17 protein-coding genes are annotated in these 16,575 nt (G+C 71.5%); 8 read left to right on the forward strand and 9 right to left on the reverse strand.

Annotated features, from left to right (window positions below):
- Positions 1-227 precede the first annotated feature (227 nt).
- The 5 genes from acs (at position 228) to AC07FK_RS15440 (ending at position 5,744) form a co-directional block, all read left to right on the forward strand.
- Positions 228-2,183, forward strand: coding sequence for an acetate--CoA ligase (acs, locus tag AC07FK_RS15420; RefSeq protein ID WP_479105367.1), 1,956 nt, complete (start codon positions 228-230; stop codon positions 2,181-2,183).
- Between the two features lie 231 nt (positions 2,184-2,414).
- Positions 2,415-3,857 (forward strand): Na+/H+ antiporter NhaA, encoded by a 1,443-nt coding sequence (nhaA, locus tag AC07FK_RS15425; RefSeq protein WP_479105368.1) that lies wholly within the window; start codon positions 2,415-2,417, stop codon positions 3,855-3,857.
- Positions 3,858-3,962: 105 nt separating this feature from the next.
- A complete protein-coding gene (locus AC07FK_RS15430) occupies positions 3,963-4,427 on the forward strand; it encodes a phage holin family protein (RefSeq protein ID WP_479105369.1) in 465 nt (154 codons plus the stop codon).
- Positions 4,424-5,416: an alpha/beta fold hydrolase gene (locus tag AC07FK_RS15435; RefSeq protein ID WP_479105370.1), complete on the forward strand. Its 993-nt coding sequence runs from the start codon at positions 4,424-4,426 to the stop codon at positions 5,414-5,416. The genes AC07FK_RS15430 and AC07FK_RS15435 overlap by 4 nt, the downstream gene beginning before the upstream one ends.
- 139 nt (positions 5,417-5,555) lie before the next feature.
- Positions 5,556-5,744: a hypothetical protein gene (locus AC07FK_RS15440; protein ID WP_078606705.1), complete on the forward strand. Its 189-nt coding sequence runs from the start codon at positions 5,556-5,558 to the stop codon at positions 5,742-5,744.
- A gap of 17 nt (positions 5,745-5,761) precedes the next feature.
- Here AC07FK_RS15440 and AC07FK_RS15445 read toward each other — a convergent pair whose 3' ends face one another.
- From AC07FK_RS15445 to nth, 4 genes are all read right to left on the reverse strand, one after another.
- Positions 5,762-7,138, reverse strand: coding sequence for a 6-phospho-beta-glucosidase (locus tag AC07FK_RS15445; protein ID WP_479105371.1), 1,377 nt, complete (start codon positions 7,136-7,138; stop codon positions 5,762-5,764).
- Positions 7,139-7,166: 28 nt separating this feature from the next.
- A complete protein-coding gene (locus AC07FK_RS15450) occupies positions 7,167-8,366 on the reverse strand; it encodes a MarP family serine protease (protein ID WP_479105372.1) in 1,200 nt (399 codons plus the stop codon).
- Between the two features lie 12 nt (positions 8,367-8,378).
- Complete coding sequence (locus AC07FK_RS15455) at positions 8,379-9,110, reverse strand: NUDIX hydrolase (protein WP_479105373.1); 732 nt, start codon at positions 9,108-9,110, stop codon at positions 8,379-8,381.
- Positions 9,111-9,270: 160 nt separating this feature from the next.
- A complete protein-coding gene (gene nth, locus AC07FK_RS15460; RefSeq protein WP_479105374.1) occupies positions 9,271-10,236 on the reverse strand; it encodes an endonuclease III in 966 nt (321 codons plus the stop codon).
- Between the two features lie 254 nt (positions 10,237-10,490).
- Between nth and AC07FK_RS15465 the strand changes: the two genes are divergently transcribed.
- Positions 10,491-11,165: a Crp/Fnr family transcriptional regulator gene (locus tag AC07FK_RS15465; protein WP_014046869.1), complete on the forward strand. Its 675-nt coding sequence runs from the start codon at positions 10,491-10,493 to the stop codon at positions 11,163-11,165.
- A gap of 155 nt (positions 11,166-11,320) precedes the next feature.
- Here the strand turns inward: AC07FK_RS15465 and AC07FK_RS15470 are convergent, their stop codons facing one another.
- The 4 genes from AC07FK_RS15470 to AC07FK_RS15485 form a co-directional block, all read right to left on the reverse strand.
- Positions 11,321-12,151: an MBL fold metallo-hydrolase gene (locus AC07FK_RS15470; RefSeq protein ID WP_479105375.1), complete on the reverse strand. Its 831-nt coding sequence runs from the start codon at positions 12,149-12,151 to the stop codon at positions 11,321-11,323.
- Positions 12,148-13,014 (reverse strand): NUDIX hydrolase, encoded by an 867-nt coding sequence (locus tag AC07FK_RS15475; protein WP_479105376.1) that lies wholly within the window; start codon positions 13,012-13,014, stop codon positions 12,148-12,150. Before AC07FK_RS15475 ends, AC07FK_RS15470 begins: the two co-directional genes overlap by 4 nt.
- A gap of 102 nt (positions 13,015-13,116) precedes the next feature.
- Positions 13,117-13,587 (reverse strand): RidA family protein, encoded by a 471-nt coding sequence (locus AC07FK_RS15480; RefSeq protein WP_479105377.1) that lies wholly within the window; start codon positions 13,585-13,587, stop codon positions 13,117-13,119.
- Positions 13,584-13,745: a Sp36 family protein gene (locus tag AC07FK_RS15485; protein ID WP_019355547.1), complete on the reverse strand. Its 162-nt coding sequence runs from the start codon at positions 13,743-13,745 to the stop codon at positions 13,584-13,586. Before AC07FK_RS15485 ends, AC07FK_RS15480 begins: the two co-directional genes overlap by 4 nt.
- A 70-nt stretch (positions 13,746-13,815) precedes the next feature.
- On the opposite strand from AC07FK_RS15485, the gene bagA reads away from it, so the two are divergent.
- Positions 13,816-14,805, forward strand: coding sequence for an ATPase BagA (gene bagA, locus AC07FK_RS15490; RefSeq protein ID WP_479105378.1), 990 nt, complete (start codon positions 13,816-13,818; stop codon positions 14,803-14,805).
- Positions 14,802-16,160, forward strand: a complete 1,359-nt coding sequence (bagB, locus tag AC07FK_RS15495; RefSeq protein ID WP_479105379.1) for an ATPase BagB — start codon at positions 14,802-14,804, stop codon at positions 16,158-16,160. Before bagA ends, bagB begins: the two co-directional genes overlap by 4 nt.
- On the opposite strand, the gene AC07FK_RS15500 is transcribed toward bagB, so the two are convergent.
- Entirely contained in the window at positions 16,157-16,498 is a 342-nt protein-coding gene (locus AC07FK_RS15500) for a WhiB family transcriptional regulator (protein WP_479105380.1), read from the reverse strand. The genes bagB and AC07FK_RS15500 overlap by 4 nt on opposite strands.
- Between the last annotated feature and the right edge of the window lie 77 nt (positions 16,499-16,575).

Genomic DNA, 16,575 nt, shown 5'->3' on the forward strand with positions numbered 1-16,575 from the left:
GTCCCGCATGCCTGAACCGACCGGGCTCCGCGTACGTGAGACCGTATGGCCCCTCCTCGCACCGCCCTGCGGGGAGGGGCCGTACGCCGCCGCCGAAGAACGGACCGGATGCCGCGCGCCGCAGCTCACAGGTCTAAACCAATGTCCGGAAGACTCTTGTCACCCGGGCACGGGACTGATGAGCTAGGGCACGGGACACATCGGACGCCCTGGGAATGGGAGATGTCGTGAGCAACGAAAGCCTGGCCAACCTCATGAAGGAGGAGCGCCGCTTCTCGCCGCCTGCCGAGCTGGCCGCGAACGCCAACGTCACGGCGGAGGCGTACGAACAGGCCGAGGCGGACCGGCTGGGCTTCTGGGCCGAGCAGGCCCGGCGGCTCACCTGGGCCACCGAGCCGACCGAGACGCTCGACTGGTCGAACCCGCCGTTCGCGAAGTGGTTCGCCGACGGCAGGCTCAACGTGGCGTACAACTGCGTCGACCGCCACGTCGAGGCCGGCAACGGCGACCGCGTCGCCATCCACTTCGAGGGCGAGCCCGGCGACACCCGCGCGATCACCTACGCCGAGCTCAAGGACGAGGTCTCGCGCGCGGCCAACGCCCTTGTGGAGCTCGGCGTGCGCAAGGGCGACCGGGTCGCCGTGTACCTGCCGATGATTCCCGAGGCCGCCGTCGCGATGCTGGCCTGCGCCCGGATCGGAGCCGCGCACTCGGTGGTCTTCGGCGGCTTCTCGGCCGACGCGGTCGCCTCCCGCATCCAGGACGCAGACGCCAAGATCGTCATCACCTCGGACGGCGGCTACCGGCGCGGCAAGCCCTCCGCGCTCAAGCCCGCCATCGACGAGGCCGTCGCCAAGTGCCCGCAGGTGGAGCACGTTCTGGTGGTACGCCGCACCGGCCAGGACACCGCGTGGAACGACGCCAAGGACGTGTGGTGGCACGAAATCGTCGCCCGTCAGTCCTCCGAGCACACCCCCGAGGCCTTCGACGCCGAGCACCCGCTGTTCATCCTCTACACGTCCGGTACGACGGGTAAGCCGAAGGGCATCCTCCACACCTCCGGCGGATACCTCACCCAGGCCGCGTACACGCACCACGCCGTCTTCGACCTCAAGCCGGAGACCGACGTCTACTGGTGTACGGCCGACATCGGCTGGGTGACCGGCCATTCGTACATCGTGTACGGACCGCTGGCCAACGGCGCGACGCAGGTCATGTACGAGGGCACGCCCGACACCCCGCACCAGGGGCGCTTCTGGGAGATCGTGCAGAAGTACGGCGTCACGATCCTCTACACCGCGCCGACCGCGATCCGCACGTTCATGAAGTGGGGCGACGACATCCCCGCCAAGTTCGACCTGAGCAGCCTTCGCGTCCTCGGCTCGGTCGGCGAGCCGATCAACCCGGAGGCGTGGATCTGGTACCGGGAGAACATCGGCGCGGGCAAGACCCCGGTCGTCGACACCTGGTGGCAGACCGAGACCGGAGCGATGATGATCTCGCCGCTGCCCGGCGTCACCGCCGCCAAGCCCGGATCCGCCCAGCGCGCGCTGCCCGGCATCAGCGCGACCGTCGTGGACGACGAGGCGAACGAGGTGCCCGACGGGGGCGGCGGCTACCTCGTCCTCACCGAGCCGTGGCCGTCGATGCTCCGTACGATCTGGGGCGACGACCAGCGCTTCATCGACACCTACTGGTCCCGCTTTCCCGGCAAGTACTTCGCGGGCGACGGCGCCAAGAAGGACGACGACGGCGACATCTGGCTGCTCGGCCGGGTCGACGACGTGATGCTGGTGTCCGGCCACAACATCTCGACCACCGAGGTCGAGTCGGCGCTCGTGTCGCACCCGTCCGTCGCCGAGGCGGCGGTCGTCGGCGCGGCAGACGAGACGACCGGTCAGGCCATCGTCGCGTTCGTGATCCTGCGCGGTACGGCGTCCGAGACGGACACGCTCGTCGCAGAGCTCCGCGACCACGTCGGTGCGACCCTCGGCCCCATCGCCAAGCCCAAGCGGATCCTCCCGGTGGCCGAGCTTCCCAAGACCCGCTCCGGCAAGATCATGCGGCGGCTGCTGCGTGACGTGGCCGAGAACCGGCAGCTGGGCGACGTGACCACCCTCACCGACTCCTCGGTGATGGACCTCATCCAGACGAAGCTGCCGAGCGCGTCCAGCGAGGACTGACGGCTTCCGCCCCTTGAATGAGCGTCCCGAACGGGCACCCGGCACCCCGCCAGGTGCCCGTTCGGCGTTTTCCGTGCGTTCTGCTCGTAAGGTGCAGACCACCGGATTACGTCCTTGCGCACACCGGTAGAGTGGTCGACCGCGTCAGGAACGCGTCAAAACTCCAGAGGTGCGCCGGGAAGTCTGGTCGGCAATGTGCTCCATGCTGCCCACCGACCGGAGGTCCTCCCCGTGGCCGCGCCCCGCCCGACCGACCCGCAGAACCCGCAGAACCCGCCGCCACCGTCTCCGCCGGGCGTCCGCAAGTTCCTCGGACGCCTCTCGCTCCCCGAGCGCACCTTCGTCGCGGACGCGCTGCGCACCGAGACGGTCGGCGGCGTACTGCTCCTCGTGGCTGCCGTCGCCGCGCTGCTGTGGGCCAACACCGGCCTGAGCGGCAGCTACCAGACCGTACGCGACTTCCACCTCGGGCCCGGATCGCTCGGCCTCGACCTCTCCGTCCAGCACTGGGCCGCCGACGGTCTCCTCGCCGTCTTCTTCTTCGTCGCGGGCATCGAGCTCAAGCGCGAACTGGTCGCCGGCGAACTGCGCGACCCCAAGGCCGCCGCGCTCCCCGTCGTCGCCGCCCTCAGCGGCATGGTGGCGCCGGCCCTCGTGTACGTCGTGGTCAACGCGGCCGGGGGCGGCAGCATGGACGGCTGGGCCGTCCCCACCGCCACCGACATCGCCTTCGCGCTGGCCGTACTCGCCGTACTCGGCACCTCGCTGCCGTCGGCCCTTCGCGCGTTCCTGCTCACCCTCGCCGTCGTGGACGACCTGTTCGCGATCCTGATCATCGCCGTCTTCTTCACCGGCGACCTCGACTTCGCCGCGCTCGGCGGAGCGGTCGCGGGTCTGGCCGTCTTCTGGCTGCTGCTGCGCAAGCGGGTGCGCGGCTGGTACCTGTACGTGCCGCTCGCCCTGGTGATCTGGGGCCTGATGTACAACAGCGGCGTTCACGCCACGATCGCCGGCGTCGCGATGGGCCTGATGCTGCGCTGCACGCGTGAGGACGGCGAGGCGCACTCCCCCGGCGAGCACATCGAGCACCTCGTACGGCCGGTGTCCGCGGGCATCGCCGTACCGCTGTTCGCACTCTTCTCCGCCGGGGTCTCCGTCTCGGGCGAGGCGGTCGGCGACGTGTTCACCCGGCCCGAGACGCTCGGCGTCGTGCTCGGCCTGGTGGTCGGCAAGGCCGTCGGCATCTTCGGCGGCACCTGGCTGGCGGCCCGCTTCACCAGGGCCGAGCTCAACGAGGACCTCGCCTGGCCGGACGTCTTCGCGGTCGCCTCGCTGGCCGGCATCGGCTTCACCGTCTCCCTGCTCATCGGGGAACTCGCCTTCACCGGGGACGCCGAGCTCACGGGCCGGATCAAAGCCGCCGTACTCATCGGGTCGCTGATCGCCGCCGTGCTTTCCGGGATTCTGCTGAAGCTCCGGGTACGCACGTACCGCGCGCTGGTCGAGGAGGAGGAACGCGACGAGGACCAGGACGGCATTCCGGACATCTACGAGCACGGCCAGCGCGAGTACCACCTGCGGATGGCCGCGATCCACGACGCGAAGGCCGCCGAGCACCGCAGGCTCGCGGAACTCGCGGGGGCGTCCAGCGGTCAGGACGACAGTCCGGCATGATTCGACATCAGATACAGACGCAGATGACACGGAGCACGCCGACCGCGCGGACCACGCAGACGGCGTAGGACGCGAAGCGTAGACACGTAGGAGAGGGAGAGAGCGATGAGCGACCCCGCCCGCACCGCGACGGCCGACAGCGTCGACCGCAGCCTCGGCCAGTTGGTGGCCTCGGCGACGGCCGAGATGTCCGCACTCATGCACGACGAGATCGCCCTGGCCAAGGCCGAGCTGCGGCAGGACGCCAAGCGCGTCGGCATGGGCGGCACGGCGATCGGCGTCGCGGGGGTGTTCGCGCTCTTCTCCCTGCCGGTGCTGAGCTTCGCCGCGGCGTACGGCATCCACAACCTGGGGCTCGGGCTCGCCTGGTCCTTCCTGATCGTCGGCGGAGCGTTCCTGCTGCTGGCGGGTCTGCTGGCGCTGCTGGCCGTGACGAAGTTCAAGAAGGTCAAGCCTCCGGAGAAGAGCATCGCCTCGGCCAAGCAGACCGCGGCCGTGCTCCAGGGCGTCAAGCCCCACCCGCGCCAGGTCGGTGACAAGGCGGTGGCTGTGGCACGCTCGTCCACATGACCGCCCCAGATTCCGGCCCCGTCGCACCGGCCCCCGCTTCCGCGCCCGCACCAGCCGCCCCTTCCGTCCCCGCGGCTGCTCCCGCCTCCGTCGTACGCCCCGACGGCCCGTGGACGCACCGCGACGTCGCGGCGAACGGTGCGCGCTTCCACATCGCGGAGGTCGGGGACGGGCCCCTGGTCCTGCTGCTGCACGGGTTCCCGCAGTTCTGGTGGACGTGGCGGCATCAGATGACCGCGCTCGCGGACGCCGGGTTTCGGGCCGTCGCGATGGACCTGCGGGGCGTCGGCGGCAGCGACCGTACGCCGCGGGGGTACGACCCGGCGAACCTCGCGCTCGACATCACCGGCGTGGTGCGTTCGCTCGGCGAGCCGGACGCGGCGCTCGTCGGGCACGGCCTGGGCGGATACCTGGCGTGGACGGCGGCCGTGATGCGGCCCAAGCTGGTGCGCCGCCTCGCGGTCTCCTCCATGCCGCATCCGCGCCGCTGGCGCTCGGCCATGCTCTCCGACCTGTCGCAGACGCGGGCCGGCTCGTACGTCTGGGGATTCCAGCGGCCGTGGCTGCCGGAGCGTCAGCTCACCGCCGACGACGCGGCGTTGGTCGGCCGGCTGATCCGGGACTGGTCGGGTCCGCGGCTGCCGGACGACGAGGACGTCGACGTGTACCGGCGGGCGATGTCCATCCCGTCGACGGCGCACTGCTCGATCGAGCCGTACCGGTGGATGGTGCGGTCGATGGCGCGGCCGGACGGCATCCAGTTCAACCGGCGCATGAAGCGGCCCGTACGGGTGCCGACGCTGCACCTGCACGGTTCGCTGGACCCGGTGATGCGCACGCGCAGCGCGGCGGGCTCCGGCGAATACGTCGAAGCTCCGTACCGCTGGCGGCTGTTCGACGGCCTGGGGCACTTCCCTCACGAGGAGGACCCGGCGGCCTTCTCGACCGAGCTGGTCAACTGGCTGAAGGACCCCGAGCCCGACCGCTGACCGGGCGGCCGCCGATCACCGGCGGCCCACAGGCCCCACCGGAACGCTTGTCCTACGAACAGCCAATTGCCTCGCGCATAGGCCAATTGGCTGCCCCCAAGGCGATTACGGACCATGGGGCCCGGGCAAACGTCGGGGTATGGGCTGGACGCACGACTACGGTGACGCAGCACGCAACCGCCGCTCCGCCACGGCGCTGAGCACCCACGAAGGGGGCGGTCCTCGGGATCAGGGCCACGGTCCGCCTTCCCGCGCGATCGGGATTCCGCGCATCCTCCGCCGCAGGGCCCGCTGGGTCTCGGCGCGGCTGCGTCACCCTCGCGACTGACATCCGATCGATTCGTACTATTCCGCTTGGAACCTGAGGTACCCGAGTCCGGGGTGCGCGCTGCGGTAGCCGTCGAGGAGCCTGCGCGCCACCCCGACCGAGTCGACGAGCGGGTGCAGGGCGAACGCCTTGACCGCCGCCCGCGCCGACCCGCTCTCCCCCGCTTCCAGTACGCACCGCTCCACCGCCTTGACCGCGGCCACCAGGCCCGCCTCGTGGCCGGTGAGCGGTGACACGGCGACGGGGCGGGCGCCGTCGGCGTCGACCAGGCACGGGACTTCGACGACGGCTGCCTCGTCGAGCAGCGGCAACGTGCCGCCACCGAGGCCGTTGCGGACGTTCAGGATGAGCGTGGCGTGTTCGTCGCGGGCGATCGCCCGCATCAGGGCGAGCGCGACGTACTCGTAGCCACCGGACTCCAGGTCGTCGGCGGCGCGCTCGCCGGCGCCCGCCGCTTCCCGGTTCTCCGCCATGTACGTGGCCTCACGCTCGGCGCGGGTACGTTCCCACACGGCCAGTGCGCCCGACGTACGGTCCGTCATGCCGTCGTAGAAACGCGCCTGCTGGTCGCGGAGGAAGGCGCCGCGGGTCTGCTTCGCCTCGCGGTAGGCGGTGACCGTCTCACGGTTGAAGTAGTAGTAGTGCAGGTACTCGTTGGGGACGGAGCCGAGCGAGCGCAGCCAGGACGCGCCGAAGAGCCGGCCCTCCTCGAAGGAGGTCAGCGCGCGCTCGTCGTCGAACAGCGCCGGGAGCAGGTTCGCGCGGCCGGGCGCGTCGTCGGCGTACACGCCGCGCAGCCAGCCGAGGTGGTTGAGGCCGACGTAGTCGAGCCGTGCCCGGGCCGGGTCGGGGACGCCGAGCACGCGGGCGACGCGGCGGCCGAGGCCGACCGGCGAGTCGCAGATGCCGATGACGCGGTCGCCGAGGTGGCGGGCCATGGCCTCGGTGACCAGTCCCGCGGGGTTGGTGAAGTTGATGACCCACGCGTCTGGGGCGAGGCGCGCCACGCGCCGGGCGATGCCGGCGGCGACCGGCACCGTGCGCAAGCCGTACGCGACACCGCCCGCGCCGACGGTCTCCTGGCCCAGGACACCCTCGCCGAGGGCGACGCGCTCGTCGGCGGCCCTGCCCTCCAGGCCGCCGACCCGGATCGCGGAGAAGACGAAGTCGGCTCCGCGCAGCGCGTCGTCGAGGTCGGTGGTCACGGTCACGGACGGCGCGTCCGGGACCCCGCTCGCCTGGTCGGCCAGCACCCGGGCGATCGCCGTGAGCCGCGTGGGGTCGAGGTCGTGGAGCGTGACGTGCGTGACGCGGCCCTCGGCGCGGTCGCGCAGGAGCGCGCCGTACACGAGGGGGACGCGGAAGCCGCCGCCGCCGAGGATCGTCAGACGCATGGGTGGGGAACCGGCCTCTCGGCGCGCCTCAGAGGGCGCACCCCTCGCTGTCGACCTGCTGGTTGGCGGCGCGGCCGAGGCGGATGTCCTCGCTCACCTCGTCCGCCGTCAGGGCGTATCCGGTGTCGGCGTCGTCGAGGGACTTCGCGAAGACGACGCCGTAGACCTTCCCTTCGGGCGTCAGCAGCGGGCCGCCCGAGTTGCCCTGGCGGACGGTCGCGTAGAGCGAGTAGACGTCGCGCTGGACCGTGCCGCGGTGGTAGATGTCCGGGCCGTTGGCGTTGATCCGGCCGCGCACGCGGGCGGAGCGCACGTCGTACGCGCCGTTCTCCGGGAAGCCCGCGACGATCGCGCTGTCGCCGGTGCGCGCGTCGGCGTCCGTGAACTCCAGCGCGGGGGCGTCGAGGTCGGGGACGTCCAGTACGGCGATGTCGCGCTCCCAGTCGTAGAGCACGACCGTGGCGTCGTACCGGCGGCCCTCACCGCCTATCTGCACGGTCGGCTCGTCCACACCGCCGACGACGTGGGCGTTGGTCATGACGCGGCGGTCGTCGAAGACGAAGCCGGTGCCTTCCAGGACCTTGCCGCAGCTCTGCGCCGTGCCGACGACCTTGACGATGGACTTCTTGGCGCGGGCGGCCACGGGGCTGCCGGCGAGCGCCGGGTCGGGGGCCTTGACCTCGGTGATCGGCTCGTTGGAGAAGGGACTGAAGACCTGCGGGAAGCCGTTCTGGGTGAGGACGGAGCTGAAGTCCGTGAACCACATGCTCGCCTGGTCGGGCATCACACGCGAGACGCCCAGCAGCACCTTGGAATTGCGGACCTCCTTGCCCAGCGTGGGCAGCGAGGTGCCCGCGAGCGCGGAGCCGATCAGCCAGGCGACCAGCAGCATCGCGACGACGTTGACCAGCGCGCCGCCCGAGGCGTCCAGAACGCGGGCGGGCGACCACGTGATGTATCTGCGGAGTTTGTTCCCGAGGTGGGTCGTGAAGGCCTGGCCCACCGAGGCGCACACGATCACGACGATGACCGCGACGACGGCGGCCGTCGAGCTGACTTCGGACCCGTCGGTCAGCTGGTCCCACAGGAACGGCAGCAGATAGACCGCGACGAGGCCGCCGCCCAGGAAGCCGATCACCGACAGAATGCCGACGACGAATCCCTGTCGATACCCGACGATCGCGAACCACACCGCCGCGACCAGCAACAAGATGTCCAGGACGTTCACATGGCCACCCTGTCACGCGCGCCAGTCGAGCGGGACCTGCCGGGAGCGGTCCCAGGGACGCTCCCATCCCGCGAAGTGAAGGATCTTGTCGATCACGCCTGCCGTGAAACCCCAGACCAGAGCGGGTCCGACCAGGAACGCGGGGCCCCTGTGGCCGCGCGGGTGCACGCTCGTCACCCGATGGGCGGGATCCGTGAGATCCGCCACGGGAACGGTGAAGACGCTCGCCGTCTCGGCGGCGTCGACCACGCCGACGGGGCTCGGCTCGCGCCACCAGCCGAGGACCGGCGTCACGACGAAGTTGCTGACGGGGATGTAGAGACGGGGCAGTACGCCGAAGATCTGGACACCGGAGGGGTCGAGTCCGGTCTCTTCCTCGGCCTCGCGGAGCGCCGCCCGCAGCGGGCCGGTGGCCTCCGGATCGCCGTCGGCGGGATCCAGCGCGCCGCCGGGGAAGCTCAGCTGGCCGGCGTGCGAGCGCAGGCTTCCGGCCCGCTCCATGAGCAGCAGCTCGGGGCCCTTCTCGCCCTCGCCGAAGAGGATCAGGACGGCCGACTGGCGGCCGGCGCCGTTCTCCGGCGGCAGGAAGCGGCTGAGCTGCTCGGGGCGTACGGTCCGGGCGGCGTCGGCCACCGGGCCGAGCCACTCGGGCAGGCCCCTGCTCGTCACGGCCACCTCGGCCGGACCGGCCGCCTCGGCGGTCCGGGCCGCCCCGGCGTCGTATGTCTCGCTCCCACGCGTCATAGGCACCCCCGTCGTCACAACGCCCGAACCGGGCCCGTTCGTTCCGCGCGACCGCGTGCACCCGTCACCCGGCCTGCCGCCCGGTCCGTCGTCCTGCCCGACGATCGGCCCGTCAATCCGTCCGTTGCCTCGTCCGTCAATCCGCTCGTCGATCCGTCCGTCACTCGGCGGCTCCCAACGGCGGCGCGGGCTTGCCTGGATATCCGGGCGGAGGCTTCAGCCGCTGGCCCGGGTAGCCGCCCATCTCGTACTTGAGCAGCTTCCGCGCCTTCTCCGGGTCTGTCTCGCCCTCGCCGTAGGACGGGCACAAATGGGCGATCGGGCAGGCGCCACAAGCCGGCTTGCGGGAGTGGCAGACGCGGCGGCCGTGGAAGATGATCCGGTGCGAGAGCATCGTCCACTCGGTCTTGGGGAAGATCGCGGCGATGTCCGCCTCGACCTTCTCCGGGTCCTCGTGCGCCGTCCACTTCCAGCGCCGCACGAGCCGGCCGAAGTGGGTGTCCACCGTCAGGCCGGCGACGCCGAAAGCGTTGCCGAGGACCACGTTGGCGGTCTTGCGGCCGACGCCGGGCAGCGTGACGAGATCCTTCAGACGGCCGGGTACCTCGCCGCCGAAGTCGTCTCGCAGAGCGGCGGACAGACCGAGCAGCGACCGGGCCTTGGCACGGAAGAACCCCGTCGGCCGGATCAGCTGCTCCAGCTCCTCCGGGTCCGCCGCCGCCATGTCCTCGGGCGTCGGGAACTTCGCGAAGAGGGCGGGGGTGGTCTGGTTGACCCGCAGGTCGGTGGTCTGGGCGGAGAGGACCGTGGCGACCAGCAGCTGGAAGGGGTTCTCGAAGTCGAGTTCCGGATGGGCGTACGGGTAGACCTCGGCCAGCTCGCGGTTCGTCCGGCGGGCACGGCGGACCATGGCCAGGCGCGACTCCGGCTTGGCGGGCTTGGCGGCCGACGCGGCACGCCCGCTCGTCGCCGCCGTCTTCGCCGTCCCGACCCGCCTGCCGGCCTTCGACGGCTTCCCGGACCTCGCCGGCTTCTCCGCCTGCACAGCCTCCGCCCCCTTCCCGGACTCGGGCGCTTTTACTTCTTTTGCGGCATTCTCGGCCAGCGGCGGGACCTGTTCGCCCACAGCGGAATTACGGCCTTCCGTCACCTGTCCGGCCCCCTCGGGCTCCACTCTCACCGGCTACTTGGACACCCGGCCAGCCTAAAGCCCTCCGCTGACATCCGCCCCGGTCACAGGCAATCGCCAACCCAATCGGCCCCCTGCCGCACGGTCGGGCACGCCGGTACGTCAAACTTGTGATTGATCGCACTGTTTTACCGTCCGGCATCATGGTGACCACGGTTACCGTGATGAGCAGGTCGACAAGGAGAGAACTCGTGGACGACGTTCTGCGGCGCGCCCCGCTCTTCGCGGCGCTCGATGACGAGCAGGCCGCGGAGCTCCGCGCCTCGATGAGTGAGGTGACGCTCGCTCGCGGCGACGCCCTTTTCCACGAGGGCGACCCAGGCGACCGCCTCTACGTGGTGACCGAGGGCAAGGTGAAGCTGCACCGCACCTCCCCCGACGGCCGCGAGAACATGCTGGCCGTCCTCGGTCCCGGCGAGCTGATCGGTGAGCTGTCGCTCTTCGACCCGGGCCCGCGCACCGCCACCGCGACCGCCCTGACCGAGGTGAAGCTGCTCGGCCTCGGCCACGGCGACCTCCAGCCGTGGCTGAACGCCCGCCCGGAGGTGGCCACCGCCCTGCTGCGCGCCGTCGCCCGCCGGCTGCGCAAGACCAACGACCAGATGTCCGACCTGGTCTTCTCCGACGTGCCGGGCCGTGTCGCCCGCGCGCTCCTCGACCTGTCGCGCCGCTTCGGCGTGCAGTCGGAGGAGGGCATCCACGTCGTGCACGACCTGACGCAGGAAGAGCTGGCCCAGCTCGTCGGCGCGTCCCGCGAGACGGTCAACAAGGCCCTCGCGGACTTCGCGGGCCGCGGCTGGCTGCGCCTGGAGGCGCGGGCCGTGATCCTGCTGGACGTGGAGCGCCTCGCGAAGCGCTCGCGCTAGTACGAGCCCGCGAGCCCGTACGACGCCGAAAGGGCCGCCCCTGGTGGGGGTGGGCCCTTTCGTCGTCCACTGGCCTTTCGGGCGTCCGCTGGCCTTTCGGCGTCCACTGGCCGCCGGCTCTCCGGGCGTCCACGGTCTTTCGGCGTCCACGGCCGCTAGATCAGCCCGTGCTCCCGCAGGTACTCCAGCTGCGCCCGCACCGAGAGCTCGGCCGCGGGCCACAGGGAGCGGTCCACGTCCGCGTACACGTGCTCGACGACCTCCGGGGCGCTCGCGAAGCCGTTCTCGACGGCCGTCTCGACCTGCGCGAGGCGGTTGGCCCGGTGGGCCAGGTAGTACTCGACCGCGCCCTGTGCGTCGTCCAGCACGGGCCCGTGCCCCGGCAGCACGACGTGCACGCCGTCGTCGACCGTCAGCGACCGCAGCCGCCGCAGCGAGTCGAGGTAGTCGCCGAGCCGCCCGTCCGGGTGCGCCACGACCGTCGTGCCGCGCCCCAGGACGGTGTCGCCCGTCAGGACGGCCCGGTCCGCCGGCAGGTGGAAGCAGAGCGAGTCGGCGGTGTGCCCCGGCGTCGGCACGACGCGCATCTCCAGGCCCCCGGTGGTGATCACGTCCCCGGCCGCGAGCCCCTCGTCCCCGAGCCGCAGCGCCGGGTCGAGGGCCCGTACGGACGTGCGTGTCAGCTCGGCGAAGCGGGCCGCGCCCTCCGCGTGGTCGGGGTGGCCGTGCGTCAGGAGGGTCAGCGCGACGCGCTTGCCCGCCCTCTCCGCCGTGTCGATCACCGCCCGCAGGTGCCCGTCGTCGAGCGGCCCGGGGTCGACGACGACCGCCATACCGGAGTCCGGCTCGGAGACGATCCAGGTGTTCGTGCCGTCGAGCGTCATCGCGGAGGGGTTCGGGGCCAGCACGTTCACGGCCCGGTCGGTGGCCCGCCCGGAGAGCACTCCGCCACGGGGCTGTCCGGGCAGGGCGGCTGCGTCGGTCATGCGGCACCTCCCGTTCCGACGCGCTTGGTGAATTCATCGTGCCCCGGCCAGCTCAGGACCACCTCGTCGCCCTCCAGGCGCGCCTGCGCGAGCACCGGCGTCATGTCCTGCTCCGCCGCGCCCGAGAGCGCCTCGGCGGCCGTGGCGTACGGCTGGAGCGTACGCAGCGTGGAGATCGTCGGCGGCATCATCAGCAGCTCGCCCCTGTCGTAGCCCGCGGCGGCGTCGGCCGGGCGGATCCACACCGTGCGGTCCGCCTCCGTGGAGGCGTTGCGGGTCCGCTGGCCGGCCGGCAGCGCGGCGACGAAGAACCACGTGTCGTACCGCTTCGGCTCGAACTCGGGGGTGATCCAGCGGGCCCACGCGCCCAGCAGGTCGGAGCGCAGCACCAGGGAGCGCCGCTGGAGGAAGTCCGCGAAGGACAGCTCGCGCGCCACCAGGGCCTGCCGGTCCGCCTCCCAGTCGTCGCCGGTGGTGTCGCCCACGACGGTGCCAGCCGTCGGCCCGGCGAGCAGCACACCGGCCTCCTCGTACGTCTCGCGCACCGCCGCGCAGACGATGGCCTGCGCCGACGCCGGGTCCGCGCCGAGGCGGCGGGCCCAGTCGTCGAGGGACGGGCCCGCCCAGCCCACCTGGTGGTCGTCGTCGCGCGGGTCGACGCCGCCGCCCGGATACGCGTACGCGCCTCCGGCGAATGCCATGGAGGCGCGTCTGCGCAGCATGTGCACGGCGGGGCCGTCGGCCGCGTCGCGCAGGAGCATGACGGTGGCGGCCCGCCGGGGGGAAGCCACCGCGAGTTCGCCGCGGGAGAGAGCGCGGATCCGGTCCGGCCACTCGGGCGGGTACCACTGACCATTGGACATGGCCGGAGGCTATCCGTTCCCGGTCGGATGTTCGAGGGAACCGGGGGCCGGGCGGCCGGCACCGGCCGGGGGGCCGGAAGGGCCGGGGCGGCGCCCCCGCCCTCAGGCGGAGGTCAGCTCGACCTGGATCTCGACCTCGACCGGCGCGTCGAGCGGCAGCACCGTGACGCCCACCGCGCTGCGCGCGTGCACGCCCTTGTCACCGAGTACGGCGCCCAGCAGCTCGCTCGCGCCGTTGATCACGGCCGGCTGGCCCGTGAAGTCCGCGGCGGAGGCGACGAAACCGACGACCTTCACGACACGCGCGACACGGTCCAGGTCACCGGCGACCGACTTGACGGCCGCCAGGGCGTTCAGCGCGCACGTACGGGCCAGGTTCTTCGCCTCTTCCGGCGTGACCTCCGCACCGACCTTGCCGGTGCACGGAAGCTTGCCCTCCACCATCGGGAGCTGGCCCGAGGTGTAGACGTACACGCCCGACTGCACGGCCGGCTGGTACGCGGCGAGCGGAGGAACGACCTCCGGAAGCGTCAGGCCGAGCTCGGCGAGCTTCGCCTCGACCACACCGGTCATGCCTGCTTCTCCCGCTTCAGGTAGGCCACCAACTGCTCGGGGTTGTTCGGCCCGGGCACGACCTGGACGAGCTCCCAGCCGTCCTCGCCCCAGGTGTCCAGAATCTGCTTGGTCGCGTGCACGAGAAGGGGCACGGTCGAGTATTCCCACTTGGTCATACGGCGACTGTAGTGCCTGCCACAGACACCTCCTGCGTAGCCCGGGCGTCGACTGGTTAGGCTCAAAGACGTGAGCAGGCTCCAGGTCGTCAGTGGCAAGGGCGGTACCGGAAAGACCACGGTGGCCGCGGCACTCGCGCTCGCCCTCGCGACGGAGGGCAAACGCGCCCTCCTCGTGGAGGTCGAGGGCAGGCAGGGCATCGCGCAGATCTTCGAGACGGAAGCGCTTCCGTACGAAGAGCGCAAGATCGCTGTCGCACCGGGCGGCGGGGAGGTGTACGCCCTCGCGATAGACGCCGAACGCGCCCTTCTCGACTACCTCCAGATGTTCTACAAGCTCGGAGGGGCCGGCCGGGCGCTGAAGAAGCTCGGCGCGATCGACTTCGCGACCACCATCGCCCCGGGTCTCAGAGACGTCCTGCTGACCGGCAAGGCGTGCGAGGCGGTGCGCCGCCGGGACAAGCAGAACCGTTACGCGTACGACTACGTGGTGATGGACGCGCCGCCCACCGGCCGCATCACGCGCTTCCTGAACGTGAACGACGAGGTGGCGGGGCTGGCCAGGTTCGGCCCGATACACAACCAGGCCCAGGCCGTCATGCGCGTGCTCAAATCACCCGAGACGGCGGTCCACTTGGTGACGCTGCTGGAGGAGATGCCCGTCCAGGAGACCGCCGACGGCATCGACGAGCTGCGCGCCGCCGAGCTGCCCGTCGGCAACGTCATCGTGAACATGGTCCGTCCGCACCTGCTCGACGAGGACGCCCTGCGCACCGCCGCCGGCGAGCGGCGCACCGCCGTCGCCAGGGCCCTCTCGCAGGCCGGCCTGGGCGGCGCGCGCCGCGGCGGCCTCGCCGAGCGCCTCGTGGATCCGCTCCTCGAACAGGCCGCGGAGCACGCGCAGCGCGTCGAGCTGGAGCGCGAGCAGCGCGCCGTGCTCGCCCGGCTGGACCTCGCGACGTACGAACTGCCGCTGCTCGGCGAGGGCATGGACCTCGCCGGGCTCTACCGGCTGGCGAAGGAACTGCGGACCCGTCTCGTTCCTGGGGGAACCACATGACCGTGAGTGGCACGGACAGCAGCACGCAGGCGTTGGACGCGACACCCACCCTCGACATCGACCCGCTCATCGACGACCCGGCGACCCGCATCATCGTGTGCTGCGGCGCGGGCGGTGTCGGCAAGACGACCACCGCGGCGGCGCTGGGCGTCCGCGCGGCCGAGCGCGGCCGCAAGGTCGTCGTCCTCACCATCGACCCGGCCCGCCGGCTGGCGCAGTCCATGGGCATCGACGAACTCGACAACACCCCGCGCCGCGTGAAGGGCATAGACGAGACGGCCGGCGGCGAGCTGTCCGCGATGATGCTCGACATGAAGCGGACCTTCGACGAGATCGTCGAGGCGCACGCGGACGCCGAGCGGGCCCGCGCGATTTTGGACAACCCCTTCTACCAGTCCCTGTCGGCCGGCTTCGCGGGCACGCAGGAGTACATGGCGATGGAGAAGCTGGGCCAGCTGCGGGCCGCCGACGAGTGGGACCTGATCGTCGTCGACACACCGCCGAGCCGGTCCGCGCTGGACTTCCTCGACGCGCCGAAGCGGCTCGGTTCGTTCCTGGACGGCAAGTTCATCCGGGTCCTGATGGCGCCCGCGAAGGTCGGCGGCCGGGCCGGGATGAAGTTCCTGAACGTCGGCATGTCGATGATGACGGGCACGCTGAGCAAGCTGATGGGGGGCCAGCTGCTGCGCGACGTCCAGACGTTCGTGGCGGCGATGGACACCATGTTCGGCGGCTTCCGGACCCGCGCGGACGCGACGTACCGGCTGCTCCAGGCACCCGGTACGGCGTTCCTGGTGGTCGCCGCACCGGAGCGGGACGCCCTGCGCGAGGCCGCGTACTTCGTCGAGCGGCTGGCGGCGGAGGAGATGCCGTTCGCCGGGCTCGTGCTCAACCGGGTCCACGGCAGCGGCGCCCCTCAGCTCTCGGCCGAGCGGGCACTTGCTGCCGCAGAAAATCTTGACGACGACGGCATTGTGGATCAGGCGGCCGGGAATGCTGGAGTTCGTGACTCCTCGGCCACCTCTCCCGCAGCCGAATCCACACCGGACGAGACCCCGGACGAGATCTCCGAGAGCCGAGGCGGCTCGGAGACCGCGAGCGACACCCACACCGTCGAGCAGTTGACCGCGGGTCTGCTGCGCCTGCACGCCGAACGCATGCACGTACTCGCGCGTGAACAGCGAACGCGCGACCGCTTCACCGCGCTCCACCCCGAGGTGGCGGTGGCCGAAGTAGCCGCCCTGCCGGGCGATGTGCACGACCTCGCAGGGCTTCGGGCCATCGCTGACCGGCTCGCCGCCCGTGAGGCCGTCGAGCCTGACACGTGCGCCCGGTCGGACCAGCCCGTGGGCTAGCCGACAGCGGCGTACTCGACGAAGGCCCCGCTCTCGTCGTCCTCGGGCAGCATGCCCGTGCTCCGCTCGTACTCGGTACGGGCGGTCTCGAGGAGCCGGCGCCACGAGGTCACGGTGGGGCGCCTGCGCAACAGCGCGCGCCTCTCCCGCTCCGTCATGCCGCCCCACACGCCGAACTCGACGCGGTTGTCCAGCGCGTCGGCCAGGCACTCGGTCCGCACCGGACATCCGGTGCACACCGCCTTGGCCCTGTTCTGCGCTGCTCCTTGTACGAACAGTTCATCCGGATCGGTAGTGCGGCAGGCTGCCTGCGCACTCCAGTCGGTTACCCAGCCCATACCGGCGCCGTCCTCTCCCGAATCGAGGCTCCCCCACGGCGGCAGCGGCATATTCACCGCTGCCAGTTGAGGACGTT

The sequence above is a fragment of the Streptomyces sp. NPDC046122 genome (genome assembly GCF_056429965.1).

What these genes read in the sequence shown, in the direction of transcription:
- AC07FK_RS15430 (WP_479105369.1), top strand. Translation starts at nt 3,963, where the DNA reads ATGAGCGACCCCGCCCGCACCGCGACGGCCGACAGCGTCGACCGCAGC.
- AC07FK_RS15435 (WP_479105370.1), top strand. Translation starts at nt 4,424, where the DNA reads ATGACCGCCCCAGATTCCGGCCCCGTCGCACCGGCCCCCGCTTCCGCG.
- AC07FK_RS15440 (WP_078606705.1), top strand. Translation starts at nt 5,556, where the DNA reads ATGGGCTGGACGCACGACTACGGTGACGCAGCACGCAACCGCCGCTCC.
- AC07FK_RS15445 (WP_479105371.1), bottom strand. Translation starts at nt 7,138, where the DNA reads ATGCGTCTGACGATCCTCGGCGGCGGCGGCTTCCGCGTCCCCCTCGTG.
- AC07FK_RS15455 (WP_479105373.1), bottom strand. Translation starts at nt 9,110, where the DNA reads ATGACGCGTGGGAGCGAGACATACGACGCCGGGGCGGCCCGGACCGCC.
- AC07FK_RS15470 (WP_479105375.1), bottom strand. Translation starts at nt 12,151, where the DNA reads ATGACCGACGCAGCCGCCCTGCCCGGACAGCCCCGTGGCGGAGTGCTC.
- AC07FK_RS15475 (WP_479105376.1), bottom strand. Translation starts at nt 13,014, where the DNA reads ATGTCCAATGGTCAGTGGTACCCGCCCGAGTGGCCGGACCGGATCCGC.
- AC07FK_RS15480 (WP_479105377.1), bottom strand. Translation starts at nt 13,587, where the DNA reads ATGACCGGTGTGGTCGAGGCGAAGCTCGCCGAGCTCGGCCTGACGCTT.
- AC07FK_RS15485 (WP_019355547.1), bottom strand. Translation starts at nt 13,745, where the DNA reads ATGACCAAGTGGGAATACTCGACCGTGCCCCTTCTCGTGCACGCGACC.
- bagB (WP_479105379.1), top strand. Translation starts at nt 14,802, where the DNA reads ATGACCGTGAGTGGCACGGACAGCAGCACGCAGGCGTTGGACGCGACA.
- AC07FK_RS15500 (WP_479105380.1), bottom strand. Translation starts at nt 16,498, where the DNA reads ATGGGCTGGGTAACCGACTGGAGTGCGCAGGCAGCCTGCCGCACTACC.